Genomic DNA, 24,630 nt, shown 5'->3' with positions numbered 1-24,630 from the left:
AGCCCGACGGGACGTATGCGAAACATCTGGAAGCCGTTTCAGTCGCTGTATTTCGCTGCCTTGATGATGCTTATCGGCTCGGGCCTGCTCAGTACCTACCTGGCACTGCGCCTGGCAGCCGATCATGTCGACAGCTTGTGGGTCGGTGCGTTGATGGCCGCCAACTACTTTGGCCTGGCCGTAGGCGGGAAGGTCGGTCACCGTCTGATCGGCCGGGTAGGGCACATCCGCGCCTATGCGACCTGCGCCGGCATTGTCTGTGCGGCGGTGCTTGGCCATGGCATGACCAACTGGCTGCCGGCCTGGGTCGGGCTGCGGATGGTGGTCGGCTTGGGGATGATGTGCCAGTACATGGTCATCGAGAGCTGGCTCAACGAACAGGCCGACGCCAAGCACCGAGGTGCGGTGTTCAGTGGCTACATGATCGCCTCTTACCTCGGGTTGGTACTCGGCCAACTGATCCTGGTGGTGCACCCTGAACTCGGCCCTGAACTGCTGATGCTGGTCGCCATGTGCTTTGCCCTGTGTCTGGTGCCGGTGGCAATGACCCGGCGCATCCACCCGGCGCCTTTGCGGCCGGCGCCGATGGAGCCCAAATTTTTCATCAAGCGCGTGCCGCAGTCACTCAGTACGGTGCTGGGCTCGGGCTTGATCGTCGGCTCGTTCTACGGCCTCGCGCCGCTGTACGCCTCCAGCCAGGGGTTGAGCACCGAGCAGATCGGCCTGTTCATGGGTAGCTGCATCTTTGCTGGGCTGGTGGTGCAGTGGCCATTGGGCTGGCTGTCTGACCGCTACGACCGCGCGGTGCTGATCCGCAGTGCTGCGGTGGGGCTGGCGCTGGCCTCTGCGCCCTTGGCGATCTTGCCCAGCGTGCCGCTGGAGCTGCTGTTTGGCATCGGCTTTGTCATCTCGTTGCTGCAGTTCTGCCTGTATCCGTTGGCGGTGGCGTTTTCCAATGACCATGTGGAGAGCGAGCGCCGTGTCTCGCTGACGGCCATGCTACTGGTCACCTATGGTGTCGGCGCCTGTATCGGGCCACTGGCTGCTGGGGTGCTGATGAAGGTATTGGGCGCGCAGATGCTCTATGCCTTCTTCGTGTTCTTCGCGCTGGTGCTGGTGTGGCGCATTCGGCCGAAAGCGGTCACCGGGCTGCACCAGGTGCAGGACGCACCGTTGGGCCACGTGGCGATGCCTGCGGCCGGCTCGCCGTTGTCGGCGGCGCTCGACCCGCGGGTCGATGAACAGACCGTGCAGGATGTGATGCAGACACCGGTGGCGGCCGAGGATACGGAAGAAGAGCAGGCGGCGAGTGAGCGAGGAGTCAAGCCTGAAGTCGAGGTGGACAGGTCGGTTTGAGGCAGTGTGGTCACCGATGAAGGAGCGTTGCTCGCTTCATCGGTGGGCCACGCGGCAGTCATTCAACCTTGATGTCGTGCAGGTGGAATCTCAAGATATCGCCCTCTTTATTACCGGCGTGCAAGAACCAGTTACGTAACGGTGGGCTGCTTCTTGAATAGCGTGCCTCCACTTGCGCGACTCTGTGGCCTTTTTTGTCTCGCAGGTAGAACTCGACATTCTCGGCGCTCTCCAGGTCGCCATCCCATGCGCCGAGCAATTCCATTTTCCACGTGTCCTGCAAAGCAGGCAGTCGGGCCAGCAGGCTGGGTGGGAAGATGCAGTTGGCAAGATCATCCCCCCACGCATACCCATACAAGCCCAGCCAGCCGTTTGAGTTCTGCTCGAGCCGGCCGCTGAGAAACTTTGGGCCTGTCGCGCAGTTGATTCTGTAATGGAGGCGGCCATTCGTTGCCTCGATGAAGGTGAAGGTGAATTCGATCGGCTTGAAGCTGACGGAGTCGCCGCGCTTGTAATCGGTGCACAGCCAGCCATCCTGGTCGGCGGAAAAAAACGGATGGGCCCATAAAGGCGTATCGACCACCCCGACTTGGCCGTATTGGCAATGCAGCGCGGCTGTGAATGTTGAACGAATCATAGTGTCCGGCTCCTGAAGGCGCCTGAAGTCGGCGCGGCGCAAGCCACACTATGCAGTCGGTCAAATAACGGTAACGGGGAATCCCTTCTGGCTACAGCGATGGGGCCGCGTAGCAGCCCCTTCGGCCTTCGCTGAAAGCCAGGCAGGCGGATCAGTAATCGTCTTTATCGAACCGACGCGCTTCGCGCTGCAGCTGATAGACGAAACTCTCGATCTTGCGCTGCGCCTGGCCGCTGAGGTTATGGAAGCGCACACCCGCGAAGGTGGTGTTGATACGCTCCTCGAAGTGCAGGTGGCGCAGCTCGACCATGGTGTCCACCAGGCCCAGCGGGTTGCCCGCCTTGAAGCGCTCGTACACCTGGCCCAGTTGCAGGCGATCCTCGACGTTGCCGTCGAAACGCAGTTTGCAGCCGGTGGCGGAGATGTCCAGCAGCTTGCCGCGCAGGGCGCCGTTGCCTTTGAGGTGGGTGCCGTCGAGGATGATGTCGACCAGTTGCGACAGCTTCAGCGCAGCCCGGAAGGCATTGCGGCGCTGATGGTAGGTCATTTCTTCAGGCATCGCGCCGCGGTAGCAGCGGTGGCCATCGACTTCACTGATGGTCAGTGGGGCGGTGCATTCCCAGGCGATGCGCACGCCATCGTGGAAGCCCTCGACGCGGAACGGTTCGCCGTTCTCGATGAATTTTTCGCCGTCGCGGGGGATCATCTCGTCCAGTGCCAGGGTATTGCTGTCGCGATCGACATGCACCACGTAGCTCTGGAAGCGCTGGCTGCGATCAGGGAAGGTGATGATCAGGGGGTCATGGCTTTCCTGCAGCTGTCGCAGGTTGGCCGCGATCTCCAAAGGCGTACTGAGCACCTTTGGCGGCTGCGGGGCATCGGCTTCATTGAACACGGCTAATCACTCTCCAGGCAAAAACGACACACGCAAGTAACGGCATTTTGCCAGTATGTGACGTGGCTTGATAGAAGTATCACACTTGGCTGAGGGCGCGCGGCTTGGCCAGCAGCGAGGTGCTGCCGCGGCTGTCGTAGAGCGACGGAGAGTCGCCACCCATGAGGATTCTGACCTGATTGTTGGTGATGTGTTGCTGCACCTGGATGATCCGGCCGTTGGTCTCGTTGACCTGCTGGCAGGTGTCCATCAGTTGCGAGAGCATGTCCAGCCGTTGCAACATCGCGTCGCCATGCTGTGACTGCGCGGCCACTGCCTGCACACCGGCGCGGTCGGCGCTGAGGCCGAGGCTGGTGAGCAAGTGGCTGCGCCGCTGCCCATGCTGCTCGAGCAAGATGATCAATGACTGCTTGCGGGCCAGGATCTGTTCCAGCAGCGCCATGTCGCGGCCATGCAGGGCAATCGCTTCTTTTTGAAGAAGGTCGAGCAGTTCCTGCATCGGGGCGATGTCATCTTCGATCAGTTGCAGCAAGGTGGTGTCGTGCATGGCTAACTCTTGGCTTTAGTAAGCGTCCGTGAAGTCAGCGCGCCGAACGGTCAGCGCTGGGCTTCGAAATCGAGCAGTTTGCTGGCAACCCGGCCGGCATCGACCTGGTAGCTGCCATCGGCGATGGCCTGTTTCAACTGGGCCACGCGGGCGCTGTTGACGACGGGCTGGTCGCGCAGCGTATCGCTGACCTTCTGCAACTGCTGTGCCTCTTGGCTGAGGTGTACTGCCTCTCCGCTGGCGCTGGTGCCTTTTGGCGCTTCTGGGCTGGCAGCGGCCTTTTCGGCGTTACCGGCCGCAGCATTGCCGCGAACGCCGCCCGTGACGGACGGAGAGTTATTCAAACGACTGAAGTCGATGACCATGATCAGAAACCCCTGGGTATTTGGACGCTTGCCTTGTTTTCGGCCAACCCGAAAGAAACTTTAGGCCCAATTGCGTAGCCGCCTGTCAGCAAGCCCGCGAACCCGTTTTCTGACACAGTTTAGGAAAAGCGGTTCCACACCGCCAGTACAATGCCGCTACATCGTCACCTCGACCTGGCCGGGGCCGGTCACCCTGGCCTTGATCACCCGTTTGGAATTCAGGTTGCGCACCCGGATCTGTTCGCTCAGGCCGCCCTTGCTTAACGCTTCGCCGGGCATGCGCACGCTCAGGCTGCCGCTGCGAGCGATGATCACCACCTGGTCGCCCTTGCGCACCACCTCCGCTTGCTCGAGGTGCTGCGGGGTAAGGACCTGGTCGATGACCGTGGGGCGCAGCATCTTCATGCCCACCGCCTGGTCCAGCTCACTGAGAAAACCTTGGCCGAGGGTGCCGACATCGCGCTCGCGCAGCGCCACGTCGCCTTCGCCTACCACGTTGTCCCGCTTGAGCGGGCGGGTGACCACCACCACGTCGCGGAACAGCCGCACCGTTGCCGGCACGAACACGGTCCACGGCGCGGCACTGTCGCAGCGGACCCGCACCGTGACCCGGCCCAGTGGCTGCGCGGGGCTTTCCAGCGACGCGTCCAGCGGCTGGCTGCACAACGGCATGCGCAAGCGCGGGTCAAGGGTGCTGACCTGGATCTCGTAACGGCCGGCGGTCTGGGTGCTGGCCAGATAATCTTCTACGGTGAATTCAAGAAACCCTTGGGTGACACCGATAAGCTGTTCAGGCAAGGTAAAAGCGTCCGCCAGCGTGCGAACGCCGGGCGCCAGCAGGCACAGCGTGGCCAGCGAGCCAGTCAGCAGGTGCGTCAATCGTCGGAAAAATGTCGTTTTCGTGTACATGGCGCTCAAAAAAAGCAAAGCCCGTGCCGACTCGGTACCTGAATTGCAACGAAAGGCTGAAACGTTAAGGAGTCTGGCATGGCGGGTGTTATGGATTCGGTCAACCAGCGCACTCAGCTGGTGGGGCAGAATCGACTGGAATTGTTGCTGTTTCGCCTCAATGGCGGTCAGCTCTACGGCATCAACGTGTTCAAGGTCAGAGAGGTGCTGCAGTGCCCGGCGCTGACCTTGCTGCCCAAGTCACACCCGGTGGTGCGCGGCGTGGCCAACATTCGTGGGGCGACCATCCCGATCCTCGACCTGTCGATGGCCACCGGGTTGGCGCCACTGCAGGAAGACACGCGCAACAGTTTTGTGATCATCACCGAATACAACACCAAGACCCAGGGCTTCCTGGTGCACTCGGTCGAGCGCATCGTCAACATGAACTGGGAAGAAATCCACCCGCCACCCAAGGGCACCGGCCGCGACCATTACCTGACCGCTGTCACCCGTGTGGATAACCGCATGGTCGAGATCATCGACGTGGAGAAGGTGTTGGCCGAAGTGGCGCCGTCGTCCGAACAGGTGTCTGCCGGGGTGGTCGATGCCGAGGTGCAGGACAAAGCCGTGCTGCTGCGGGTGCTGACCGTCGACGATTCGTCGGTGGCGCGCAAGCAGGTCAGCCGCTGCCTGCAAACCGTCGGTGTCGAGGTGGTGGCGCTCAACGACGGCCGCCAGGCGCTCAATTACCTGCGCCAGCTGGTGGAGGAGGGCAAGCGGCCGGAAGAAGAGTTCCTGATGATGATCTCGGACATTGAAATGCCAGAAATGGACGGCTATACGCTCACCGCAGAGATCCGCAGCGATCCGCGCATGCAAAAATTGCACATCGTCCTGCATACTTCGCTCTCCGGGGTATTCAACCAGGCGATGGTCAAAAAAGTCGGCGCCGATGATTTCCTGGCCAAGTTCAAGCCGGACGACCTGGCCCAGCGCGTGGTCGACCGGATCAAGGCAACGCATTGAAGCAGCCGGGAGCTCGCTCCCGGCACCAGCGATTGAAAAGAGGCGGCAAGAGTGTCTACGGGTAATTTGGATTTCGAACAGTTCCGGGTCTTCCTGGAGAAAGCCTGTGGCATCCTGCTGGGCGAGAATAAGCAGTACCTGGTCTCCAGCCGTCTCAACAAGCTGATGGAGCAACAGGGCATCAAGAGCCTGGGCGAGCTGGTGCAGCGCATCCAGGCCCAGCCGCGCAGCGGTTTGCGCGAACAGGTGGTCGACGCGATGACGACCAACGAAACCCTGTGGTTCCGCGATAGCTACCCCTTCGAGGTGTTGAAGAACAAGGTTATTCCCGAGTTCATCAAGAACAACCCAGGCCAGCGCCTGCGCATGTGGTCGGCGGCGTGCTCGTCGGGGCAGGAGCCTTACTCGATCTCGATGGCCATCGACGAGTTCGAGCGCAGCAACCTGGGCCAATTGAAGATGGGCGCGCAGATCGTCGCCACCGACCTGTCCGGTACCATGCTGAACAACTGCAAGACCGGCGAATACGACAGCCTGGCCATCGCCCGCGGCCTGTCGCAAGAGCGCCTGCAGCGCTACTTCGACCCCAAAGGGCCGGGGCGCTGGGCGGTCAAGCCGGCCATTCGCAGTCGCGTCGAGTTCCGCTCGTTCAACCTGCTCGACAGCTACGCGAGCCTGGGCAAGTTCGACATCGTGTTCTGCCGCAACGTGCTGATCTATTTTTCGGCCCAGGTGAAGAAGGACATCCTGCTGCGCATCCACAGCACGCTCAAGCCTGGCGGGTACCTGTTCCTCGGCGCTTCGGAGGCGCTGAACGGGTTGCCGGACCATTACCAGATGGTGCAGTGCAGCCCAGGGATCATCTACCAGGCCAAGTAAGGCCAGACGCGATTCCTGTAGGAGCAGCCTTGTGCTGCGAAGAGGCCGGTGCAAGTGCAGTAAATCTACTGTGGCTTCACCGGCCTCTTCGCAGCACAAGGCTGCTCCTACACGGGCCTGGATTCGGCCGTGATGGTCTGACGTCAATATTTTGTTTTGCCGCTTTTGCCGCCCGGCGATTGCCGCTTTTCCCTCCCCAAGCGGAAGCACTTTGCCGCTTTTCTGGCATCCCACCTGTCAGCATCCCCCTTGCAACCCCGTGTTTCCGGCCTTTAAGCCGGTTGGCACAGCCCTTGCTATACCTTGACCAACGACACTCCGGTCAACCTCCGAAGGTTTCCCCGACATGAGCATCAGTTTCGACAAGGCGCTTGGCATTCACGAGAAGGCCCTGGGCTTCCGCGCTCAGCGCGCCGAAGTGCTGGCCAACAACATCGCCAACGCCGACACCCCCAACTACAAGGCGCGTGACATGGACTTCTCTTCGGTGCTCGCCGCCGAGAGTGAAAAACAGCAAAGCGGCCGCTTCGCTCTGGATCGGACCAACAGCCGGCACATCGAGGCCGACGGCTTGGCCCTCAGTGACGAGGCGCTCAAGTACCGCACGCCGTTGCAGCCGTCGATCGACCAGAACACCGTGGATGCCCAGATCGAGCAATCGAACTACACGGAAAACGCCATCGGTTTCCAGGCCAGCTTCACCTTGCTCAACAGTAAATTCAAAGGGCTGGTTTCGGCCCTGCGCGGAGAGTAACCATGTCCCTTTCCAGTGTTTTCAACATTGCCGGCAGCGGCATGAGCGCGCAGAACACCCGCCTCAACACCGTGGCCTCGAACATCGCCAACGCCGAGACCGTGTCGTCGAGCATCGACCAGACCTACCGCGCCCGCCACCCGGTGTTCGCCACCACCTTCCAGAACGCACAGGGCGGCGCCAGCCAGTCGCTGTTCGAGGACCAGGGCGAAGCGGGGCAGGGCGTGCAGGTCAAAGGCATCGTCGAAGACCAGAGCAATCTGGAGGCGCGTTACGAGCCCAACCACCCCGCGGCGAACAAGGACGGCTACGTCTACTACCCGAACGTCAACGTGGTTGAAGAGATGGCTGACATGATCTCTGCCAGCCGTGCGTTCCAGACCAACGCCGAACTGATGAACACCGCCAAAAGCATGATGCAGAAAGTCTTGACCTTGGGTCAGTGATAGGAAGCCGACATGACCACGACCAATTCCACCAGTGACGTCGGCAGCGCGTACCTGACCTCGCTGCAAAAGCAGACCAGCAAGACCGATAGCAGCACCGGTACTGCCGGCAGTGCGCTGGGCAAGGATGCGTTCCTGCAGTTGCTGGTAACGCAGATGAAAAACCAAAACCCGCTCGACCCGCAGGAAAACGGCGAGTTCGTTGCGCAGCTGGCGCAGTTCAGCAGCCTTGAAAGTATGCAGACCCTGAACGACACCGTGAACTACATCGCCGGTTCGTTCCAGTCTTCGCAGGCGCTGCAGGCGTCGTCGCTGGTTGGGCGCAATGTGATCGTCCAGACCGACAAGGCCTTGGTCGACACCAGCAAAGAGTTGAAAGGGTCGGTCAACCTGACCTCATCGAGTACCGCCACGTCTGTCGGCATCTATGACAAAGACGACAAGCTGGTGCGCACCCTGGACCTCGGCTCCAAGGCCGCCGGCAAGGCCGACTTCACCTGGGATGGCCTGGACGACGACGGCGAGGCGTTGGAGGCGGGTACCTACACCTTCAAGGCCACCGCCAGTATCGATGGTGCGTCCACGGCAATGACCACCAACCTGCCGGCCACGGTCACCAGCGTGACCATGGGTACCAACGGCGCCGAAATGACGCTCAACCTCGCCGGGCTGGGCAGCGTCGCGCTGTCCAAAGTTCAAACCATTGGCATCTAGGGCCTAAGCTAACGACAGGAGTAGCACATGTCTTTCAATACCGGCCTTAGCGGCCTCAATGCAGCAAACAAGGCCCTGAACGTCACTGGCAACAACATTGCCAACGTCGCCACTACCGGCTTCAAAGCCTCGCGTGCCGAGTTCGCGGATCAGTACTCCAACTCCATTCGCGGCACCAGCGGCGGCAAGACGGTCGTCGGCACTGGCGTGAGAACCGCTTCGGTGTCGCAGATGTTCACGCCGGGTAACATCAACGGTACCGGCCAAGCCCTGGACATGGCGATCGACGGCAACGGCTTCTTCGCCTTGAATGACAATGGCTCGAAGATCTACACCCGTGCCGGCATGTTCTACAGCGACAAGGAAGGCAATGTCATCAACTCGTCGGGCGCCAAGCTGCAAGGTTATGGGGTTGATGGCAATGGCAATGTCGTCCCGGGCGCGCTGACCGACCTGAAGATCGACACGTCCAACCTGACGCCCAACCCTACCGGGCGCATCACTGAGACGCTCAACCTCAAGTCCAGCGATACCGCCCCGGCCGAGTCGCCGTTCGACCCGGGTAACGTCAAGACCTACAACTACACCTTCAACACCGATGTGTATGACAGCCAGGGCAACCTGCACCAGATGAACCAGTACTTCATGAAGGATGCGGGTACTAACTCCTGGACCATGTACACCACCATCGACGGCCGCAACCCAGCCGACCCGACGTCGACCACCCCGCTGGCAAACACGTTGCCATTCAAGAGTGACGGCACCTTGGATACTGCGGCAATGAACGCAGGTGCGGTGCAAGGTGGGCTCACCATCAACGCTGACAAAACCTTTAACCTGGACGGCTGGGTGCCGGCGCAGAAGACGGTTGCAGGTGTGTGGGCCGCCAACGGCGCCAACGCGCATGCCTCTGGGGTCAAGCTGGACATGATCGCCACCACGCAATACAACGCCGCGTCCGCCACGACCGCCAAGAGCGGGGATGGCTTTGCGACGGGTGAGTTGTCTGGCCTGAGCATCGATGCCAGCGGCAACATGTTCGCCAACTTCACCAACGGTGAGAACAAGGTGATCGGCCAGGTCGCACTGGTCAACTTCGCCAACCTCCAAGGCCTGACGCCGGTAGGCGGTACTGCCTGGAAAGAGTCCTACACATCGGGGGTGCCTGTTGTCGGCCAACCGGATACCGGGACGCTGGGGCAGATCACCGGCGGCGCGCTGGAAGATTCGAACGTCGACCTGACCGGCGAGCTGGTCAACCTGATCAAGGCGCAGAGCAACTACCAGGCAAACGCCAAGACCATTTCCACTGAAAGCACCATCATGCAGACCATCATCCAGATGAGCTGATGGTGGTTACTGTGGTGTGTTGTTTTCTGTAATTGGGGCTGCTTCGCAGCCCATCGCCGGCAAGCCAGCGCCTACAGGTTACGCGATCCCTGTAGGAGCTGGCTTGCCGGCGATGGGCCGCAAAGCGGCCCCAGATTTTTCAAAGGTTACCCCCATGAAAAGGCTGCTGCTACTAGCGCTTCTCCCCATCCTCGCCATGGCCCCCTTGCTCGCCGCCGCCCCCGCCCCCTTCTACCAATGGCAAAGCCTGACCACCGGCCGTTTCATGTGCTCGGCCACCAACCCAGGCGAAGGCTGGATGCGCTTTTCCGGCCCCTACAACAACGCCGGTTGCCGGACGTACTGAACGCTGCCTTGCCGCTGGCGGCAAACATCCGCCGACAAACTGACGGTTTTTGCCTCTCGGCGCGCTGCAACCCCTGAATTCATTGGTTTACGGACCTGGTTCGATTATTGCTTATCCCTGCTCAGTGACAGCGCGGCAGGTACGCGCATAGGAGATGCTGTGGACAAGATGCTTTACGTGGCCATGACCGGCGCCAGCCAGAACGCGCTGGCGCAGAAGGCCCATGCCAACAACCTGGCGAACATTTCCACCAACGGCTTCCAGCGCGACCTGGAGCAGGCGCGCTCGATGCCGGTGTTTGGCGACAGCTTTCCGGCGCGCGCCTTTGCCATGACCGAGCGCCCGGCCACCGACTTCAGCGAAGGCCCGATGGTCGAGACCGGCCGCGAGCTGGACGTGACTGTGACCGGCAAAGGTTTCATCGCTGTACAGGCACCGGATGGCAGCGAAGCCTACGTGCGCACCGGCAGCCTGAACATCGACGCCCTGGGCGTGCTGCGTGCCGGCAACGGCATGCCGGTGATCGGCAACGGCGGCCCGATTGCCATTCCGCCAGAGCAAAAAGTGGAAGTGGGTGAAGACGGCACCATCAGCATCCGCGCCATGGGCGAAGACCCGCGCATGATGGCCGAAGTCGACCGCATCAAGCTGGTCAACCCCGACATCAAAAGCCTGACCAAGGGCCTGGACGGCATGATCCACACCACCAGTGGCCAACCGGCGGATGCCGACGTCAACGTGCGCGTGGTGTCGGGCTTCCTGGAAGGCAGCAACGTCAACGCCGTCGAGGAAATGACCTCGGTGCTGGCGTTGTCCCGTCAGTTCGAACTGCACGTCAAGATGATGAACACGGCCAAGGAAGGCGACGAAGCCATGGCTCGGGTTTTGCAAATCGGCTAATCACATTTGAACGGGTGCCGTAAAACAGGCGCACGAGGAGAACAGCATGCTTCCGGCTCTTTGGGTCGCTAAAACCGGCCTGTCCGCCCAGGACACCAACCTGACGGTCATTTCCAACAACTTGGCCAACGTCTCGACCACCGGCTTCAAACGTGATCGCGCCGAATTCCAGGACCTGCTCTACCAGATCAAGCGTCAACCCGGCGCCCAGTCGACCCAAGACAGCGAGCTGCCTTCGGGCCTGCAGGTGGGTACTGGTGTGCGCATTGTCGGCACCCAGAAGAACTTCACCGCCGGCAGCCTGCAAACCACCGAAAACCCGCTGGACATGGCGGTCAACGGGCGTGGCTTCTTCCAGGTCTTGCAGCCGGATGGCACTGTTTCCTACACCCGCGACGGCACCTTCCACCTGAACTCCGATGGCCAGATCGTCACCGCCAACGGTTTCGCCCTGGAGCCTGCCATCGTCGTGCCGAACGACGCGCAAACCTTCACCGTCGGCCAGGACGGCACCGTGTCGATCACCACGGCCGGCAACCCGGCGGCGCAGGTCATCGGCAACATCCAGACCGCCGACTTCATCAACCCGACCGGCCTGCAAGCGATCGGTGACAACCTGTTCCTGGAGACCGCCGCCAGCGGCGCGCCGCAAGTCGGCACCCCGGGCCTGAACGGCTTCGGCACCACCCTGCAGCAGACTTTGGAGAACTCCAATGTCAGCACCGTGGAAGAGCTGGTGAACATGATCACCACCCAGCGTGCCTACGAGATGAACTCGAAAGTCATCTCCACCGCCGACCAGATGCTGTCGTTCGTCACCCAGCAGCTGTAAGCCCCTGATCCCGGCCCCGTAGCCCAGATACACCGTGAGGTAAGCGTCATGAATCGTCTGTTGTCCGTCTTCGCCCTGGGGGGAGCGGTGTTGTTGGCAGGTTGCGTCGGGCCGACGCCCAAGCCCAACGACCCGTACTATGCGCCGGTGTTGCCGCGCACCCCGTTGCCGGCGGCGGCCAACAACGGTTCGATCTACCAGGCCGGTTTCGAACAGAACCTGTACAGCGACCGCAAGGCCTTCCGGGTCGGTGACATCATCACCATCACCCTTAACGAGAAGACCTCGGCCAGCAAGAACGCAGGTTCGCAGATCCAGAAGAACAGCAAGGCCGACATCGGCCTGACCTCGCTGTTTGGCAGCACGCCCAACACCAACAACCCGTTCGGCGGCGGTGACCTGTCGCTGGAGGCCGGTTACAACGGCGAGCGCGCCACCAAGGGCGACAGCAAGGCCACCCAGGGCAACACCCTGACCGGCTCGATCACCGTGACCGTGGCCGAAGTGCTGCCCAACGGCATCATCGCCGTGCGCGGCGAGAAGTGGCTGACCCTGAACACCGGTGAAGAGCTGGTGCGCATTGCCGGCATGATCCGCGCCGATGACATCGCCACCGACAACACCGTGCCGTCCACCCGCGTGGCCGATGCGCGCATCACCTATTCGGGCACCGGCTCGTTTGCCGATGCCAGCCAGCCCGGGTGGCTGGACCGCTTCTTCATCAGCCCGCTTTGGCCTTTCTGAGTACAGATGACCATGTTCAACGTGAGGCAGCTGATTGCCGCAACCCTGCTACTGTCCTGCGCCTTCGCGGCCCAGGCCGAGCGCTTGAAGGACATCGCCAGCATCTCTGGCGTGCGTTCCAACCAGTTGATCGGCTATGGACTGGTGGTGGGGCTCAACGGCACGGGTGACCAGACCACCCAGACGCCGTTCACCCTGCAGACCTTCAACAACATGCTGTCGCAGTTCGGCATCAAGGTGCCGGCCGGTTCTGGCAACGTGCAGTTGAAGAACGTCGCGGCGGTGTCGGTGCATGCCGACCTGCCGGCATTCGCCAAGCCGGGCCAGGTGGTGGACATCACCGTCTCCTCGATCGGTAACTCGAAGAGCCTGCGCGGCGGCAGCTTGCTGATGACCCCGCTCAAGGGTATCGATGGCAACGTCTACGCCATCGCCCAGGGTAACCTGGTGGTGGGCGGCTTCGATGCCGAAGGGCGTGACGGTTCGAAGATCACCGTCAACGTTCCGTCGGCCGGGCGAATTCCTGGCGGCGCCAGCGTCGAGCGGTCGGTGCCGAGCGGGTTCAACCAGGGCAACAGCCTGACCCTGAACCTCAATCGCCCGGACTTCACCACGGCCAAGCGTATCGTCGACAAGGTCAACGAGCTGCTCGGCCCCGGCGTTGCCCAGGCTGTGGATGGCGGGTCGGTACGCGTCAGTGCGCCGATGGATCCGAGCCAGCGGGTGGACTACCTGTCGATTCTGGAAAACCTCGATATCGACCCAGGCCAAGCCGTGGCGAAAGTCATCATCAACTCGCGTACCGGCACCATCGTCATCGGCCAGAACGTCAAGGTTTCGCCGGCGGCGGTCACCCACGGCAGCCTGACCGTGACCATCACCGAAGACCCGATCGTCAGCCAGCCGGGCGCGTTCTCCAACGGCCAGACCGCCGTGGTGCCGCGTTCGCGAGTCAACGCCGAGCAGGAAGCCAAGCCGATGTTCAAGTTCGGCCCGGGCACCACGCTGGATGAAATCGTCCGCGCGGTGAACCAGGTCGGCGCGGCACCCGGCGACCTGATGGCGATCCTTGAAGCCCTGAAACAGGCCGGCGCCTTGCAGGCCGACCTGATCGTGATCTGAGGACGCCGCGCATGAACAGCAAAAGCCTGGTGTCTGGCAGCGCCGACAGTGGCGCCTACACCGACCTCAACCGCCTGAGTTCGCTCAAGCACGGCGACCGCGACAGCGAAGCCAACGTGCGCAAGGTGGCCCAGGAATTCGAGTCGCTGTTCATCAGCGAAATGCTCAAGGCCTCGCGCAAGGCCAGCGATGTGCTGGCCGACGACAACCCGATGAACACCGAGACGGTCAAGCAATACCGCGACATGTATGACCAGCAGTTGGCCGTGAGCATGTCCCGCGAGGGAGGCGGTATTGGCCTGCAGGATGTACTGGTGCGCCAGTTGACCAAGAGCAAGAGCACGGCTGGCGCCACCAGCCCGTTTCCGCGCAGCGAAGGCAGTGGCCCGGCGCTGTGGGGCAACAAGGTGGCTGAGCCTGCGCATGCCGCCGAGACCGGCGCAGCGCGCAATGACGTCGCGGCCCTCAATGCGCGGCGCCTGGCCTTGCCGAGCAAGCTCACCGACCGCCTGCTGGCAGGCATCGTGCCGTCGGCTGCGACCACCAACACCGCCAGCGTGCCGGCCCGTGACGGCCAGCAAGTGGCCAAGGCTTTTGCCGTGCCAGAAAACGGCCTGCGCATTGTCGGGCGTGCCGTGGCCCAGCCGCCGCTGGCGCCGAACAAGGCCTTCGCCGACAGCGACGCCTTTGTCGCCACCATGCTGCCGATGGCCGAGCAGGCCGCCAAGCGCATCGGTATCGACCCGCGTTATCTGGTCGCCCAGGCGGCCCTGGAAACGGGCTGGGGCAAGTCGGTCATGCGCAACACCGATGGCAGCAGCAGCCACAACTTGTTCGGCATCAAGGCCAGTGGCAACTGGCAGGGCGAGCAGGCGAGGGCGATCACCAGCGAGTTCCGCGATGGCCAGTTCGTCAAGGAAACCGCAGCGTTCCGTTCGTACGATTCCTACCAGGACAGCTTCCATGACCTGGTGAACCTGTTACAGGGCAATTCCCGCTATCAAGGTGCGCTGGACGCGGCCGATAACCCTGAGCAGTTTGCAAGAGAGTTGCAAAAAGCAGGTTATGCGACCGACCCGGGCTATGCGAAGAAGATCATCAGCATCGCCCAGCAAATGCAAGCAACCCCGCAATACGCCATGGCTGGCAGAACTACGAATCTATAAGGACTAAAACATGTCGAGTCTGATTTCGATCGGTCTGAGTGGCCTGGGCGCCAGCCAGGCGGCACTGTCGGTTACCAGTAACAACATTGCCAACGCCGCCACCAGTGGCTATTCGCGCCAGCAAGCGGTTCAGGTTGCGGGCCCTTCGCACAACATGGGCGCGGGCTTTTTGGGTACGGGCACCACGCTTTCGGATGTGCGCCGGATCTACAGCGCCTACCTGGACAATCAGTTGCAGACCGCGACCTCGCTGCAGGCCGACTCTGTGGCGTTCCAGGACCAGATCACCAGCGTCGACAAATTGCTGGCCGACCGTGATACCGGCATCAGCTCGGTGCTGACCGCGTTCTTCTCGGCGTTGCAGACCGCTTCGGCCACGCCGGGTGATGTCGCTTCGCGGCAGTTGCTGCTGACCCAGGCGCAAACCCTGAGCAACCGCTTCAATGCGGTGGGCACTCAGCTGACCCAGCAGAACGAAACGATCAACTCTCAGCTCGGCACGCTCGCAGGCCAGGTGAACAAGCTCACCAGCAACATCGCCGAGTACAACAAGCAGATCGTCGCGGCCACCGCCACCGGCAATACCCCTAACAGCCTGCTGGATGCGCGCAGCGAAGCCGTGCGCCAGCTCAACGAGCTGGTCGGGGTCACGGTGCAGGAGCGCGACGGCAACTACGACGTCTACCTGGGCAGTGGCCAGTCACTGGTCACCGGGGTCAAGGCCAACACCTTGTCGGTGCAGCCGGGCGTGGCAGACAAAAGCCAAGCCAGCCTGCGCATCAACTACGAGTCGTTCAGCTCTGACGTGACCTCGGTGGTGACCGGTGGCACGATCGGCGGCCTGCTGCGCTACCGCCAGGATGTGCTGATGCCGTCGATGAACGAGCTCGGCCGCGTGGCCCTGGTGGTTGCTGACAGCATCAACAGCCAACTGGGCCAAGGCCTGGATGCCAACGCCCAATTCGGCAGCGCGCTGTTCTCCAGCATCAACAGCGCCAGTGCATTGGCCCAGCGCAGCCTGGCTTCGTCGAGCAACAGTGCCGGGTCCGGCAACCTCGATGTGACCATTGCCGACAGCGGCGCGCTGACCACGTACGACTACGAAGTGAAGTTCACCAGCGCCAACCAGTACAGCGTGCGCCGCTCCGATGGCACCGACATGGGCAGCTTCGACCTGAACGCCGACCCGGCCCCGGTGATCGACGGCTTCAGCCTGGCGCTCAAGGGTGGTGGCCTGGCACCGGGGGACAGCTTCAAGGTGATCCCGACCCGTTCCGCGGCGGGCAATATCTCGACCATCATGACCGATGCCAACAAGCTGGCCTTTGCCGGGCCGATCAGCGCCACGGCGGGCAGCGGCAACGGGGGCAGCGGCACCATCACACAGCCGGTGCTGGGCGACTCGCTGGACATCTACGGCGGTGCCGATACAGCGCTGGTGCAGCAGGCGATTCGCGACTCGATGCCGGTGCGCGTGGTGTTCGACGCCGCCAACGGCGGTTCCCAAGGCTACAAGCTGTTCGATGCCAAGGGCACGCAGATCGGCACCGGCAGCGTCGTGCCTGGGCAGGACAACAAATTGTCCGTCGCCGTGCCAATGCTTGATGCCGCTGGTAAGCCGATCCTTGATGGCGACGGCAAGCCGCGCAGTTTCAATGTCGAGACCACCATCGGCGGCAGCCCGTCTGCCAACGACAGCTTTACCCTGTCGTTCAATGCCGACGGCAAGGCCGACAACCGCAACGCTACCTCGCTGCTGGAGCTGCAGACCAAATCGACCGTGGCCACCGGCTCTGGCGGTGGCACCAGTTTCACTTCGGCCTATGCCTCGCTGGTCGAGCGCGTGGGGGCCAAGGCCAGCCAGGCCGCCATCGACACCACCGCAACCCAGGCCGTGTTCAAGTCCGCCGCCGAAAGCCGCAGTGCGGTGTCGGGGGTCAACCTTGATGACGAGGCGGCCAGCCTGGTGAAGTTCCAGCATTACTACACCGCGTCGTCGCAGATTATCAAGGCGGCGCAAGAAACCTTTTCGACCTTGATCAACGCCCTTTAAGGAGTAGCTGGCCGTGCGTATTTCTACTGCTCAGTTTTATGAGACCAGCGCCAACACCTACTCGAAGAACTTCTCGGACACGGCCAAGACCACCGAGCAGATCACTTCCAAGTCGCGTATCCAGACGGCGGGCGATGACCCGGTCGGTGCCGCGCGCCTGCTGTTGCTGCAGCAGCAGAGCGCGCTGCTAGACCAGTACAACGGCAACATGACCACGGTCAAGAATGCCCTGCTGCAGGAAGAGAGCGTGCTCTCGACCATCAACGATGCCCTGCAGCGTGCCAGCGAGCTGGCGCTGGAGGCGGGTAACGGTGGCAAGAGCGATGCCGACCGCGCATCGATCGCCAGCGAGATCAAAGAGATCGAGGCGAACGTCTTCGGCCTGCTCAATTCCCGCGACGCCAATGGCGACTACATGTTCGGTGGCTCCAAGTCGTCAACGCCGCCTTACGTACGCAATAGCGACGGTACCTACAGCTACCAGGGTGACCAGACCCAGCTCAGCCTGCAGGTCTCCGATACCTTGAGCCTGGCGACCAACGACAGCGGTTTCAGCATCTTCGACCAGGCGACCAACAACAGCCGTACGCAGTCGAGCCTGCAGGCGCCGACCCCGGATGATGGCAAGGTGCTGTTGTCCGGTGGCTTGATGACCTCGGCCAATACCTACAACAACCAGTTCGCCGGCGGCCAGCCGTACACCATCACCTTCACCAGTGCCACCGAGTACAGCGTCAAGGATGCCACCGGCAAGGACATCACCAGCGAAACCGCGAGCAACGGCAAGTTCGACGTCAACACCGAAGGCGGCAAGATGATTTCGCTGCGCGGTGTTGATTTCGAGATCAACCTGAACCTGCAGGAAGGTGACGATGCCGACGCGGCGGTGGCGGGCCATGTGTTCACCCTCGAAGCCAAGCCCGACACCCTGAATGCCACGCGCAGTGCGGGTAACCCATCGACCGCGCAGGTTACCGGCAGCAGCATCACCGATGCCGATGCCTATCGCAGCACCTTCCCCAGCAATGGCGCGGTGATCAAGTTCACCAGTGCGACCGAGTATTCGCTGTATGCGCAGCCGTACAGTGCCGACAGCAAGCCGGTGGCCTCGGGCACGGTCGGGGCGGGTAATGCGGTTACGGTGGCGGGCGTGACCTTCCAGCTCGACAGTGCGCCTGGCGAAGGTGACCAGTTCGCGGTGACGGCCAACACGCACCGCACGCAGAACGTGCTCGACAGCCTCGGCCAATTGCGCACGGCGCTGGGCAAGCCGGTCGACAGCCCGGAGGCGCAGGCAGCGCTCAAGACGGCGACCGACTCGGCGATCTCCAACCTGGCCAGTGCCCGTGAGCGTATTGACATTACTCGCGGTTCGATCGGTGCGCGGGGTAACTCGCTAGAGATCCAGGAGCAGGAGAACATCAGCCTGGGCCTGGCCAACAAGACCACCCAGAGCGCCATTGGCGATACCGACATGGCGTCGGCGACCATCCAGCTGACCCTGCAACAGGCGATGCTCGAGGCCTCGCAGCTGGCGTTTGCGCGGATTTCGCAGTTGAGCCTGTTCAACAAGCTTTGATCTTGCTGTGAGATTTTGGGGGCGCAAAGCGCCCCCAAAATCCCTCAATACCCCCGCAAAACCCTCCAGTCTCCACACCCCCCGCCAGGCTTTCGTAGCATTTCAATGTGACCAATGAGTCAAAACGGTCATCTTCCCTGTATTCTATGCAGCAGCTGTTGCAGCATTTTGTTACCGGTTTGCATTCGAGCGAGGCTGCCAGGCCTTGCTTGCCCCCCTGTGGGGTGACGCTCCGGTATTTGGCGCCCTCAATTCATCGAGTGGTGGTCTTTGGCTGTTTTCATTGGGAAGCCAGAATGATTGGCATCAAAAGCATCGCGAGTTACGTGCCCACCGCTGGCCTGGACAACTACGTCCAGGGTGCGAAGTTCGGCAAGGACGAAGAGTTCATGTTCGGCAAGATCGGCGCGTCCTTCCTGCCGCGCAAGGCCGAAGACCAAGAAACCTCGGACCTGTGCGTCGAAGCGGCCCAGGCCCTGTTCGCCGCCAACCCTGACCTTGATCCGCAATCGATCGATGCGTTGATCGTGGTCACCCAGAACGGTGACGAAGAAGGCCTGCCGCACACGGCCGCCATCGTCCAGAGCAAGCTTGGCCTGTCGACCCGCGTGGCGGCGTTCGACGTGTCGCTGGGCTGCTCGGGTTATGTGTATGGCCTGTATGCGATCAAGGGCTTCATGGAAGCGGCAGGGCTGAAGAATGGCCTGCTGATCACAGCCGACCCGTACTCGAAAATCGTCGACCCGGAAGACCGCAACACCACCATGCTGTTCGGTGATGCCGCCACGGCCACCTGGATGGGCGAAAATGCGGTGTGGAACCTGGGCCAGGCGCGTTTTGGCACTGACGGCTCCGGCGCGGAGCACCTGAAGGTCAGCGACGGCAAGTTCTTCATGAACGGCCGCCAGGTGTTCAACTTTGCCCTGATCAAAGTGCCGGCGCACCTGCATGAGCTGCTCGACGCCAGCGGGCTGACCTCGAAGGATATCGACGCCTTCTGCATCCACCAGGGCAGTGCGGCGATTGTCGATGCTGTGGCGCGCCGCTTCGAGGAAGAAAACCCGGAGAAGTTCGTCAAGGACATGCTGGAGACCGGCAATACCGTGTCGTCCAGCGTGCCGCTGCTGCTGCAGAAGCACATGCTCGACGGTAACTGGAAGCGTGTGGCGATCAGCGGGTTCGGTGTGGGCCTGTCGTGGGGCTCGGCGATTCTCTATCGCGACTGACTTTCAGTAGCCTCAAAAAAAGCGCCCGGCGGCCACCGCCCGGCGCTTTTTTTGTGCCTGCCTGAAAACAGCGCTCCAGTTGCCTCAACTCCCCCCCCTGTGGGAGCGGGCTTGCCCCGCGAACACCGGCAAAGCTGGTGCCATCCACCGCGTTGCCTGTTTCGCGGGGCAAGCCCGCTCCCACAGGTTGGCAGTGCCATCAGGTTTTTTCTGCACAGATTTTGACGTCAAAAATTCGCCCTTAACCCCCTGATTTCACTGGGCTGGCAGCGTGCCACCATTTTTTTTTTTGAAAAACCCCTCAAGCAACCCGCGCACCCGACGATAACCATTACGAAGGTTCTCTAGGCCACACCCGGCGGTTGCCAGGGCCGGAAGCCGCTGTATCCATTCAACGAGGAATTCGTCATGGCTTTGACCGTTAACACTAACATCACCTCCTTGGGCGTTCAGAAGAACCTGAACCGTGCTTCCGACGCGCTGGGTACTTCGATGTCCCGCCTGTCTTCCGGCCTGAAAATCAACAGCGCCAAAGACGACGCCGCCGGCCTGCAGATCGGCAACCGTCTGACCAGCCAAATCAAAGGCCTGAGCGTTGCCGTGAAAAACGCCAACGACGGCATCTCCATCGCCCAGACCGCTGAAGGCGCGATGCAAGAATCGACCAGCATCCTGCAGCGTATGCGCGAACTGTCCCTGCAGTCCGCCAACGGCTCGAACAGCGATGACGACCGTACTTCCCTGCAACAAGAATTCACCGCGCTGTCGGGCGAACTGACCCGTATCGCCAACACCACCACCTTCGGTGGTCGTAAAATCCTCGACGGTTCGTTCCAGAACGTCAGCTTCCAGATCGGTTCCAGCGCTAACGAAACCATCTCGTTCGGCATGACCGACATCAGCTCGACTGGCCTGAAAGGTTCGTTCAGCGAAGCTAAGACTGATGGCCAGGCTACTGACTTGTCTGCAGTTGTAACTGGTGCTGTTGCACCGGCTGGCACCACTACCTACTCTGCAGCAGCTGTAACCTGGGCAGCGCCGCCCACCGGTGAAACCGTTGATCTGGTGCTGAATGGTGGTGCTGCCATCTCCCTGACCGATGCTGATACAGCTGCCACCGTTATCGGTAAAATCAACGCTCAAACCGCTACTACCGGTGTTGCCGCAGCTGACGACGGTACTGGCAAGATTGTAATGAGCTCCAGCTCTACCTTCACTGCAACTGCAACTAACGCCACCACGGCAGCCAACCTCGGCGGCTTCGCGGCGGCAGCGACAGTTACTGCTGGTAGCGGCTTCCCAGCAGCTATTTCCTTCAATATCAACGGTACAGCGGTTGGCGCTAACGCTGGTGATGACATGAATGACGTCCTCACCAACATCAATGCTCAAACCGCAACAACTGGCGTTGCGGCAACCCTGAGCACCGAAGGCCGTCTGCAACTGAGCTCCACCGATGGCAAAGCCATCAACCTGACCAACGGCACTGGTGCCGCTGGCCAAGGCGCCCTGGCTAAAATCGGCCTGGCTGCTGGCACCACCGAAGCCAAACTGGTCGCTGATACCTCCATCTCCCTGAACGGCACTGAAGTGAAGTTCACCAAGGGCGATACCCTGGACGGCATCATCTCGGCGATCAACACCGCGAGCACCGGCGTCACCGCCAGCAAGAACGCCGACAACACCCTGAAGCTGTTCTCGAAAGAAAACATCACCGTTGCCGACGGCAGCCAAGGTACCGGTCTGGCCGCTCTGGGCCTGGCTACCACCAACAGCACCGTAGCCATCACCCAGGAAACCACCGTTTCCAACCTGAGCATCACCACTGCTGCCGATTCGCAGAAAGCCATCCAGGCTCTGGATGCCGCTATCGCTCAAATCGACAGCCAGCGCGCTCAGCTGGGTGCTGTGCAAAACCGCTTCGACAGCACCGTTGCCAACCTGAACAGCATCTCGGAAAACTCCACCGCTGCCCGCAGCCGTGTGCAGGACGCCGACTTCGCTTCGGAAACCGCCGAGCTGACCAAGCAGCAAACCCTGCAACAGGCGTCCACCGCGATCCTGTCCCAGGCTAACCAGCTGCCGTCGTCGGTGCTGAAACTGCTGGGCTGATCCTGATCGCTAAGTAGTTTGACGAAGGGTACGGTGACGTACCCTTTCGTCTTTCCGAGAACAAGAGGTGCCAGAAATGGATATGAGCGTGAAACTGGGCCTGTCCTATCCCGCCTCCGCTGCTCCCGAAGCAACAGCGAGCAAGCGGCAAGAGAACGAGCTGGCGGCCAACGAGCCTGCCAAGCAAGAATCCCAGCCTGTAGCCCGAGAAACCCTGGAAACCGCAGTCAATGCCATCCAGGACTTCGTCAAGGCTTCAGAGCGACAACTCGATTTTTCGATCGATGACTCCACCGGCCAGGTGGTCGTCAAGGTCATCGCCCGCCAGAGCGGCGAAGTCATCCGCCAGTTGCCCTCCGAAGTGGCACTGAAGCTGGCGGAAAACCTGAAGGATGCCAACAGCCTGTTGTTCGATACCCAGGCCTGAGTTGGCACGGCTTTTGTTGTAAAGCCGCACGGACGCGTTTTCGTCGGATTTTCGACGGTCACCGATAAGGAGTGTGAAGATGGCGAGTTCTACTATTACCGGACTGGGTTCGGGTCTAAAGATCGACGAGCTTGTTGCGGCGTTGGCGGGTGCAGAAAAAGCCCCCAAGCAAACCCAGATCAATAATCAGACCGCCACCGCCACCACCACCTTGTCGGCCATCGGTACGATCAAAAGTGCGCTGGAAACGTACCGCGCGGCGCTGGTCAAGCTTAATACTGCAGCGAGCTTCAATGGTTTGTCTGGGTCGTCGTCTGACGAAGCTATCGCCAAGATCAAATTGGGTGATGGCGCGTCGTCGGGCACGTACTCGCTTGAAGTGACGCAGCTGGCAACGGCATCCAAGATTTCGACTCAGGTTTACAAGAACACCTCGACCATCATCAACGATTCGGGCGAGTCGCAAACCCTGACCATTAGCCAGGGCAATGCCACGCACAACGTGTCCATCGCTGCGGGTGCAACGCTGCAGCAGGCGCGCGACTCGATCAACGATCAGCTGCAATCCAAGGGCATCACGGCCAACATCGTCACTGACGCCAGTGGTTCACGGCTGATCTTCTCGTCGACCAAAATGGGTGATGGCACCGAGCTGACCTTGGGTGGCACCGCCGACATGGCCACCGGTGTGACGACCATTGCAGAGCCGCAGAATGCCAAGTACAAGCTCGACGGCCTCGAGCTGGAATCGGCTTCCAATACCGTAACCGGTGCGGTCAGTGGCGTGGACATCACCCTGGTCAAAGAAGGCAAGTCGAGCCTTGTGGTGGCGAGCAACAACGACACTCTGAAAACCTCGGTGCAGTCCTTCGTGACCGCTTATAACGCGTTGATGACGACCATCAATGCGCAGACCAAGGTCACCACGGGCGCCGACGACAGCAGCGCCTCGGGTGCATCGCTGACAGGCGATGCGACCATGCGTTCGCTGGTCAGCTCGATCCGTAGCGAGCTCACCCGCAGTGTGGGTACCGGTGGCCTGCGTACGCTGTCGCAGCTAGGCATCAATACCGTACAGAAGACGGGGTTGCTTGAGCTCAACAACGACAAGTGGGATGCCGCAGTCAAAACGATGGGCGCTGACATCAGTGGCCTGTTCATCGGTAAGGAAGGCCTGCTCAGTCGCATGACCGCGGCCACTGAAGAATACGCCAAGACAGGGGGTATCCTCGCGTCGCGCCAGGCGAGCCTGACCACCCAGCTCAAGCAGTTGGAAGAGTCGCAGACCGCGCTTGATCGCCGTATCGAGTCGCTGACCGACACCCTGACCAAAAAGTACAACGCCATGGACACCTTGGTGGCCAAGCTCAAGGCGACCAGCGACAGCGTAATGACCACGCTAAACGCGCTGAACAAGTCCAACAGCGACGATTGATCGCCTAAAGAAATCCAGGCCAGGGCCGATTACCTAGGTATACGGCCACTGTTCTGCCCCGTTCACTGAGGATCCCCCATGCACCCGATGAGAGCCCTTCGCCAGTACCAGAAGGTCAATTCCCACGCCCAGATCTCCGAAGCGACCCCGCACCGCCTGGTGCAGATGCTGATGGAAGGTTCGCTCGACCGTATGGCCCAGGCCAAGGGCGCGATCAGCCGCGGCGACGTGGCGCAGAAGGGTGTGATGCTGGGCAAGGCGATCGACATCATCGGTGGCCTGCGTGAAGGGCTGGACAAGGAAAAGACCGACAACCCAGACGAACTGGACCGTCTCGATAGCCTGTATGCCTACATGGCCACCCGTCTGATCCAGGCCAACCTGGACAGCGACCCCGCCATCATCGACGAAGTCGCCCAGCTGATGATCACCGTCAAAAGCGGTTGGGATGCCATCGCCACGGCCGAGCAGTGACACGCCAGGAGGCCACATGAACGCGTTGCAGCGAATCGAAGACACCCGTCAGGCCTTGAACGAGGCACTGCAAGCGCGCGACTGGGCCGCCATCGGCGAGCTAGACCTGGCCTGCAGGGCGCAGATGGACGAATTGCTGCAAGGGGCGGTGGAGGATGAGGCGGCGGTTCGGGTGAACCTCGAAGCGCTGATGGACGTTTATCGCCAACTAATCGACGTTGCAAGTGACGAACGTCAATCTTTGGTCCAGCAAATGACGAATATCAATCAAGCGAAACAGGCCACAAAGGTATACCATCTGTTCAGCTGACGCTGAGCAGAACGCAAAGCTCGGCGCCATAAATTTGACTGCTT

At 61.3% G+C, this 24,630-nt stretch carries 26 protein-coding genes; 21 read left to right on the top strand and 5 right to left on the bottom strand.

The features are described from left to right. Positions 1-15 precede the first annotated feature (15 nt). Positions 16-1,356, top strand: a complete 1,341-nt coding sequence (locus MFF34_RS17020) for an MFS transporter (RefSeq protein ID WP_027593061.1) — start codon at positions 16-18, stop codon at positions 1,354-1,356. Between the two features lie 58 nt (positions 1,357-1,414). Here MFF34_RS17020 and MFF34_RS17015 read toward each other — a convergent pair whose 3' ends face one another. From MFF34_RS17015 to flgA, 5 genes are all read right to left on the bottom strand, one after another. Continuing rightward, positions 1,415-1,993 (bottom strand): hypothetical protein, encoded by a 579-nt coding sequence (locus tag MFF34_RS17015; RefSeq protein WP_238215418.1) that lies wholly within the window; start codon positions 1,991-1,993, stop codon positions 1,415-1,417. A gap of 151 nt (positions 1,994-2,144) precedes the next feature. Then, a complete protein-coding gene (locus tag MFF34_RS17010; RefSeq protein WP_238215417.1) occupies positions 2,145-2,888 on the bottom strand; it encodes a flagellar brake protein in 744 nt (247 codons plus the stop codon). Positions 2,889-2,967: 79 nt separating this feature from the next. Next, positions 2,968-3,435, bottom strand: a complete 468-nt coding sequence (locus MFF34_RS17005) for a flagella synthesis protein FlgN (protein WP_099428626.1) — start codon at positions 3,433-3,435, stop codon at positions 2,968-2,970. A gap of 50 nt (positions 3,436-3,485) precedes the next feature. Next, positions 3,486-3,800 (bottom strand): flagellar biosynthesis anti-sigma factor FlgM, encoded by a 315-nt coding sequence (gene flgM / locus MFF34_RS17000; protein ID WP_238215413.1) that lies wholly within the window; start codon positions 3,798-3,800, stop codon positions 3,486-3,488. Positions 3,801-3,956: 156 nt separating this feature from the next. Continuing rightward, entirely contained in the window at positions 3,957-4,709 is a 753-nt protein-coding gene (gene flgA / locus MFF34_RS16995; protein WP_099428628.1) for a flagellar basal body P-ring formation chaperone FlgA, read from the bottom strand. Between the two features lie 78 nt (positions 4,710-4,787). Here flgA and MFF34_RS16990 point away from each other — a divergent pair, with 78 nt between their 5' ends. The 20 genes from MFF34_RS16990 to MFF34_RS16895 all read left to right on the top strand — a co-directional run bounded on the left by MFF34_RS16990 (position 4,788) and on the right by MFF34_RS16895 (position 24,586). Then, positions 4,788-5,717, top strand: a complete 930-nt coding sequence (locus MFF34_RS16990) for a chemotaxis protein CheV (RefSeq protein WP_099428629.1) — start codon at positions 4,788-4,790, stop codon at positions 5,715-5,717. 51 nt (positions 5,718-5,768) lie between these two features. Continuing rightward, positions 5,769-6,596 carry a protein-glutamate O-methyltransferase CheR gene (gene cheR / locus MFF34_RS16985; protein WP_027593054.1) on the top strand — a complete coding sequence of 276 codons (828 nt, stop codon included), beginning with the start codon at positions 5,769-5,771 and terminating at the stop codon, positions 6,594-6,596. Between the two features lie 346 nt (positions 6,597-6,942). Then, positions 6,943-7,350 (top strand): flagellar basal body rod protein FlgB, encoded by a 408-nt coding sequence (flgB, locus tag MFF34_RS16980; RefSeq protein WP_099428630.1) that lies wholly within the window; start codon positions 6,943-6,945, stop codon positions 7,348-7,350. A 2-nt stretch (positions 7,351-7,352) separates the two neighbouring features. Then, positions 7,353-7,796 carry a flagellar basal body rod protein FlgC gene (gene flgC, locus MFF34_RS16975; RefSeq protein WP_027593052.1) on the top strand — a complete coding sequence of 148 codons (444 nt, stop codon included), beginning with the start codon at positions 7,353-7,355 and terminating at the stop codon, positions 7,794-7,796. A gap of 12 nt (positions 7,797-7,808) precedes the next feature. Continuing rightward, on the top strand, positions 7,809-8,510 hold the full coding sequence (gene flgD, locus MFF34_RS16970) for a flagellar hook assembly protein FlgD (RefSeq protein WP_238215410.1): 702 nt from the start codon (positions 7,809-7,811) through the stop codon (positions 8,508-8,510). A 27-nt stretch (positions 8,511-8,537) separates the two neighbouring features. After that, positions 8,538-9,860 carry a flagellar hook protein FlgE gene (flgE, locus tag MFF34_RS16965; protein ID WP_238215408.1) on the top strand — a complete coding sequence of 441 codons (1,323 nt, stop codon included), beginning with the start codon at positions 8,538-8,540 and terminating at the stop codon, positions 9,858-9,860. 154 nt (positions 9,861-10,014) lie between these two features. Further along, complete coding sequence (locus tag MFF34_RS16960) at positions 10,015-10,206, top strand: hypothetical protein (RefSeq protein WP_238215406.1); 192 nt, start codon at positions 10,015-10,017, stop codon at positions 10,204-10,206. A gap of 159 nt (positions 10,207-10,365) precedes the next feature. Further along, positions 10,366-11,106, top strand: a complete 741-nt coding sequence (locus tag MFF34_RS16955) for a flagellar basal body rod protein FlgF (RefSeq protein WP_238215404.1) — start codon at positions 10,366-10,368, stop codon at positions 11,104-11,106. Between the two features lie 46 nt (positions 11,107-11,152). Further along, positions 11,153-11,938 carry a flagellar basal-body rod protein FlgG gene (flgG, locus tag MFF34_RS16950; RefSeq protein ID WP_238215402.1) on the top strand — a complete coding sequence of 262 codons (786 nt, stop codon included), beginning with the start codon at positions 11,153-11,155 and terminating at the stop codon, positions 11,936-11,938. 48 nt (positions 11,939-11,986) lie between these two features. Further along, the gene (flgH, locus tag MFF34_RS16945) at positions 11,987-12,682 is read left to right on the top strand and encodes a flagellar basal body L-ring protein FlgH (protein WP_016488460.1); all 696 of its coding nucleotides are present in this window, start codon (positions 11,987-11,989) and stop codon (positions 12,680-12,682) included. Positions 12,683-12,694: 12 nt separating this feature from the next. Further along, positions 12,695-13,804 carry a flagellar basal body P-ring protein FlgI gene (locus tag MFF34_RS16940; protein WP_027593046.1) on the top strand — a complete coding sequence of 370 codons (1,110 nt, stop codon included), beginning with the start codon at positions 12,695-12,697 and terminating at the stop codon, positions 13,802-13,804. Positions 13,805-13,815: 11 nt separating this feature from the next. Continuing rightward, on the top strand, positions 13,816-14,970 hold the full coding sequence (gene flgJ / locus MFF34_RS16935; RefSeq protein ID WP_238215401.1) for a flagellar assembly peptidoglycan hydrolase FlgJ: 1,155 nt from the start codon (positions 13,816-13,818) through the stop codon (positions 14,968-14,970). Positions 14,971-14,980: 10 nt separating this feature from the next. After that, positions 14,981-17,023 (top strand): flagellar hook-associated protein FlgK, encoded by a 2,043-nt coding sequence (flgK, locus tag MFF34_RS16930; RefSeq protein WP_238215398.1) that lies wholly within the window; start codon positions 14,981-14,983, stop codon positions 17,021-17,023. 13 nt (positions 17,024-17,036) lie between these two features. Next, positions 17,037-18,602 carry a flagellar hook-associated protein 3 gene (locus tag MFF34_RS16925; protein WP_099428636.1) on the top strand — a complete coding sequence of 522 codons (1,566 nt, stop codon included), beginning with the start codon at positions 17,037-17,039 and terminating at the stop codon, positions 18,600-18,602. A 296-nt stretch (positions 18,603-18,898) separates the two neighbouring features. Next, entirely contained in the window at positions 18,899-19,828 is a 930-nt protein-coding gene (locus tag MFF34_RS16920; protein WP_238215396.1) for a ketoacyl-ACP synthase III, read from the top strand. A 408-nt stretch (positions 19,829-20,236) separates the two neighbouring features. Beyond that, positions 20,237-21,940 (top strand): flagellin, encoded by a 1,704-nt coding sequence (locus MFF34_RS16915; protein WP_238215394.1) that lies wholly within the window; start codon positions 20,237-20,239, stop codon positions 21,938-21,940. Positions 21,941-22,016: 76 nt separating this feature from the next. Then, on the top strand, positions 22,017-22,367 hold the full coding sequence (locus tag MFF34_RS16910; RefSeq protein ID WP_238215392.1) for a flagellar protein FlaG: 351 nt from the start codon (positions 22,017-22,019) through the stop codon (positions 22,365-22,367). Positions 22,368-22,446: 79 nt separating this feature from the next. After that, positions 22,447-23,802, top strand: coding sequence for a flagellar filament capping protein FliD (gene fliD / locus MFF34_RS16905; RefSeq protein WP_238215391.1), 1,356 nt, complete (start codon positions 22,447-22,449; stop codon positions 23,800-23,802). Between the two features lie 78 nt (positions 23,803-23,880). Further along, the gene (fliS, locus tag MFF34_RS16900) at positions 23,881-24,276 is read left to right on the top strand and encodes a flagellar export chaperone FliS (protein WP_027593038.1); all 396 of its coding nucleotides are present in this window, start codon (positions 23,881-23,883) and stop codon (positions 24,274-24,276) included. 16 nt (positions 24,277-24,292) lie between these two features. After that, positions 24,293-24,586 (top strand): flagellar protein FliT, encoded by a 294-nt coding sequence (locus MFF34_RS16895; RefSeq protein WP_099428639.1) that lies wholly within the window; start codon positions 24,293-24,295, stop codon positions 24,584-24,586. Positions 24,587-24,630: the final 44 nt, after the last annotated feature.

It is taken from the genome of Pseudomonas sp. PAGU 2196, assembly GCF_022179005.1.
Lineage (GTDB): Bacteria > Pseudomonadota > Gammaproteobacteria > Pseudomonadales > Pseudomonadaceae > Aquipseudomonas > Aquipseudomonas kermanshahensis.
This window is presented reverse-complemented; position numbering and strand designations above follow the sequence as displayed.

Coding starts and splice junctions, on each gene's coding strand:
- MFF34_RS17020 (WP_027593061.1), top strand. CDS start 16: ATGCGAAACATCTGGAAGCCGTTTCAGTCGCTGTATTTCGCTGCCTTG.
- MFF34_RS17015 (WP_238215418.1), bottom strand. CDS start 1,993: ATGATTCGTTCAACATTCACAGCCGCGCTGCATTGCCAATACGGCCAA.
- MFF34_RS17005 (WP_099428626.1), bottom strand. CDS start 3,435: ATGCACGACACCACCTTGCTGCAACTGATCGAAGATGACATCGCCCCG.
- flgM (WP_238215413.1), bottom strand. CDS start 3,800: ATGGTCATCGACTTCAGTCGTTTGAATAACTCTCCGTCCGTCACGGGC.
- flgA (WP_099428628.1), bottom strand. CDS start 4,709: ATGTACACGAAAACGACATTTTTCCGACGATTGACGCACCTGCTGACT.
- MFF34_RS16990 (WP_099428629.1), top strand. CDS start 4,788: ATGGCGGGTGTTATGGATTCGGTCAACCAGCGCACTCAGCTGGTGGGG.
- flgB (WP_099428630.1), top strand. CDS start 6,943: ATGAGCATCAGTTTCGACAAGGCGCTTGGCATTCACGAGAAGGCCCTG.
- flgC (WP_027593052.1), top strand. CDS start 7,353: ATGTCCCTTTCCAGTGTTTTCAACATTGCCGGCAGCGGCATGAGCGCG.
- flgD (WP_238215410.1), top strand. CDS start 7,809: ATGACCACGACCAATTCCACCAGTGACGTCGGCAGCGCGTACCTGACC.
- flgE (WP_238215408.1), top strand. CDS start 8,538: ATGTCTTTCAATACCGGCCTTAGCGGCCTCAATGCAGCAAACAAGGCC.
- MFF34_RS16960 (WP_238215406.1), top strand. CDS start 10,015: ATGAAAAGGCTGCTGCTACTAGCGCTTCTCCCCATCCTCGCCATGGCC.
- flgG (WP_238215402.1), top strand. CDS start 11,153: ATGCTTCCGGCTCTTTGGGTCGCTAAAACCGGCCTGTCCGCCCAGGAC.
- flgH (WP_016488460.1), top strand. CDS start 11,987: ATGAATCGTCTGTTGTCCGTCTTCGCCCTGGGGGGAGCGGTGTTGTTG.
- MFF34_RS16940 (WP_027593046.1), top strand. CDS start 12,695: ATGTTCAACGTGAGGCAGCTGATTGCCGCAACCCTGCTACTGTCCTGC.
- flgJ (WP_238215401.1), top strand. CDS start 13,816: ATGAACAGCAAAAGCCTGGTGTCTGGCAGCGCCGACAGTGGCGCCTAC.
- flgK (WP_238215398.1), top strand. CDS start 14,981: ATGTCGAGTCTGATTTCGATCGGTCTGAGTGGCCTGGGCGCCAGCCAG.
- MFF34_RS16920 (WP_238215396.1), top strand. CDS start 18,899: ATGATTGGCATCAAAAGCATCGCGAGTTACGTGCCCACCGCTGGCCTG.
- MFF34_RS16915 (WP_238215394.1), top strand. CDS start 20,237: ATGGCTTTGACCGTTAACACTAACATCACCTCCTTGGGCGTTCAGAAG.
- MFF34_RS16910 (WP_238215392.1), top strand. CDS start 22,017: ATGGATATGAGCGTGAAACTGGGCCTGTCCTATCCCGCCTCCGCTGCT.
- fliD (WP_238215391.1), top strand. CDS start 22,447: ATGGCGAGTTCTACTATTACCGGACTGGGTTCGGGTCTAAAGATCGAC.
- fliS (WP_027593038.1), top strand. CDS start 23,881: ATGCACCCGATGAGAGCCCTTCGCCAGTACCAGAAGGTCAATTCCCAC.
- MFF34_RS16895 (WP_099428639.1), top strand. CDS start 24,293: ATGAACGCGTTGCAGCGAATCGAAGACACCCGTCAGGCCTTGAACGAG.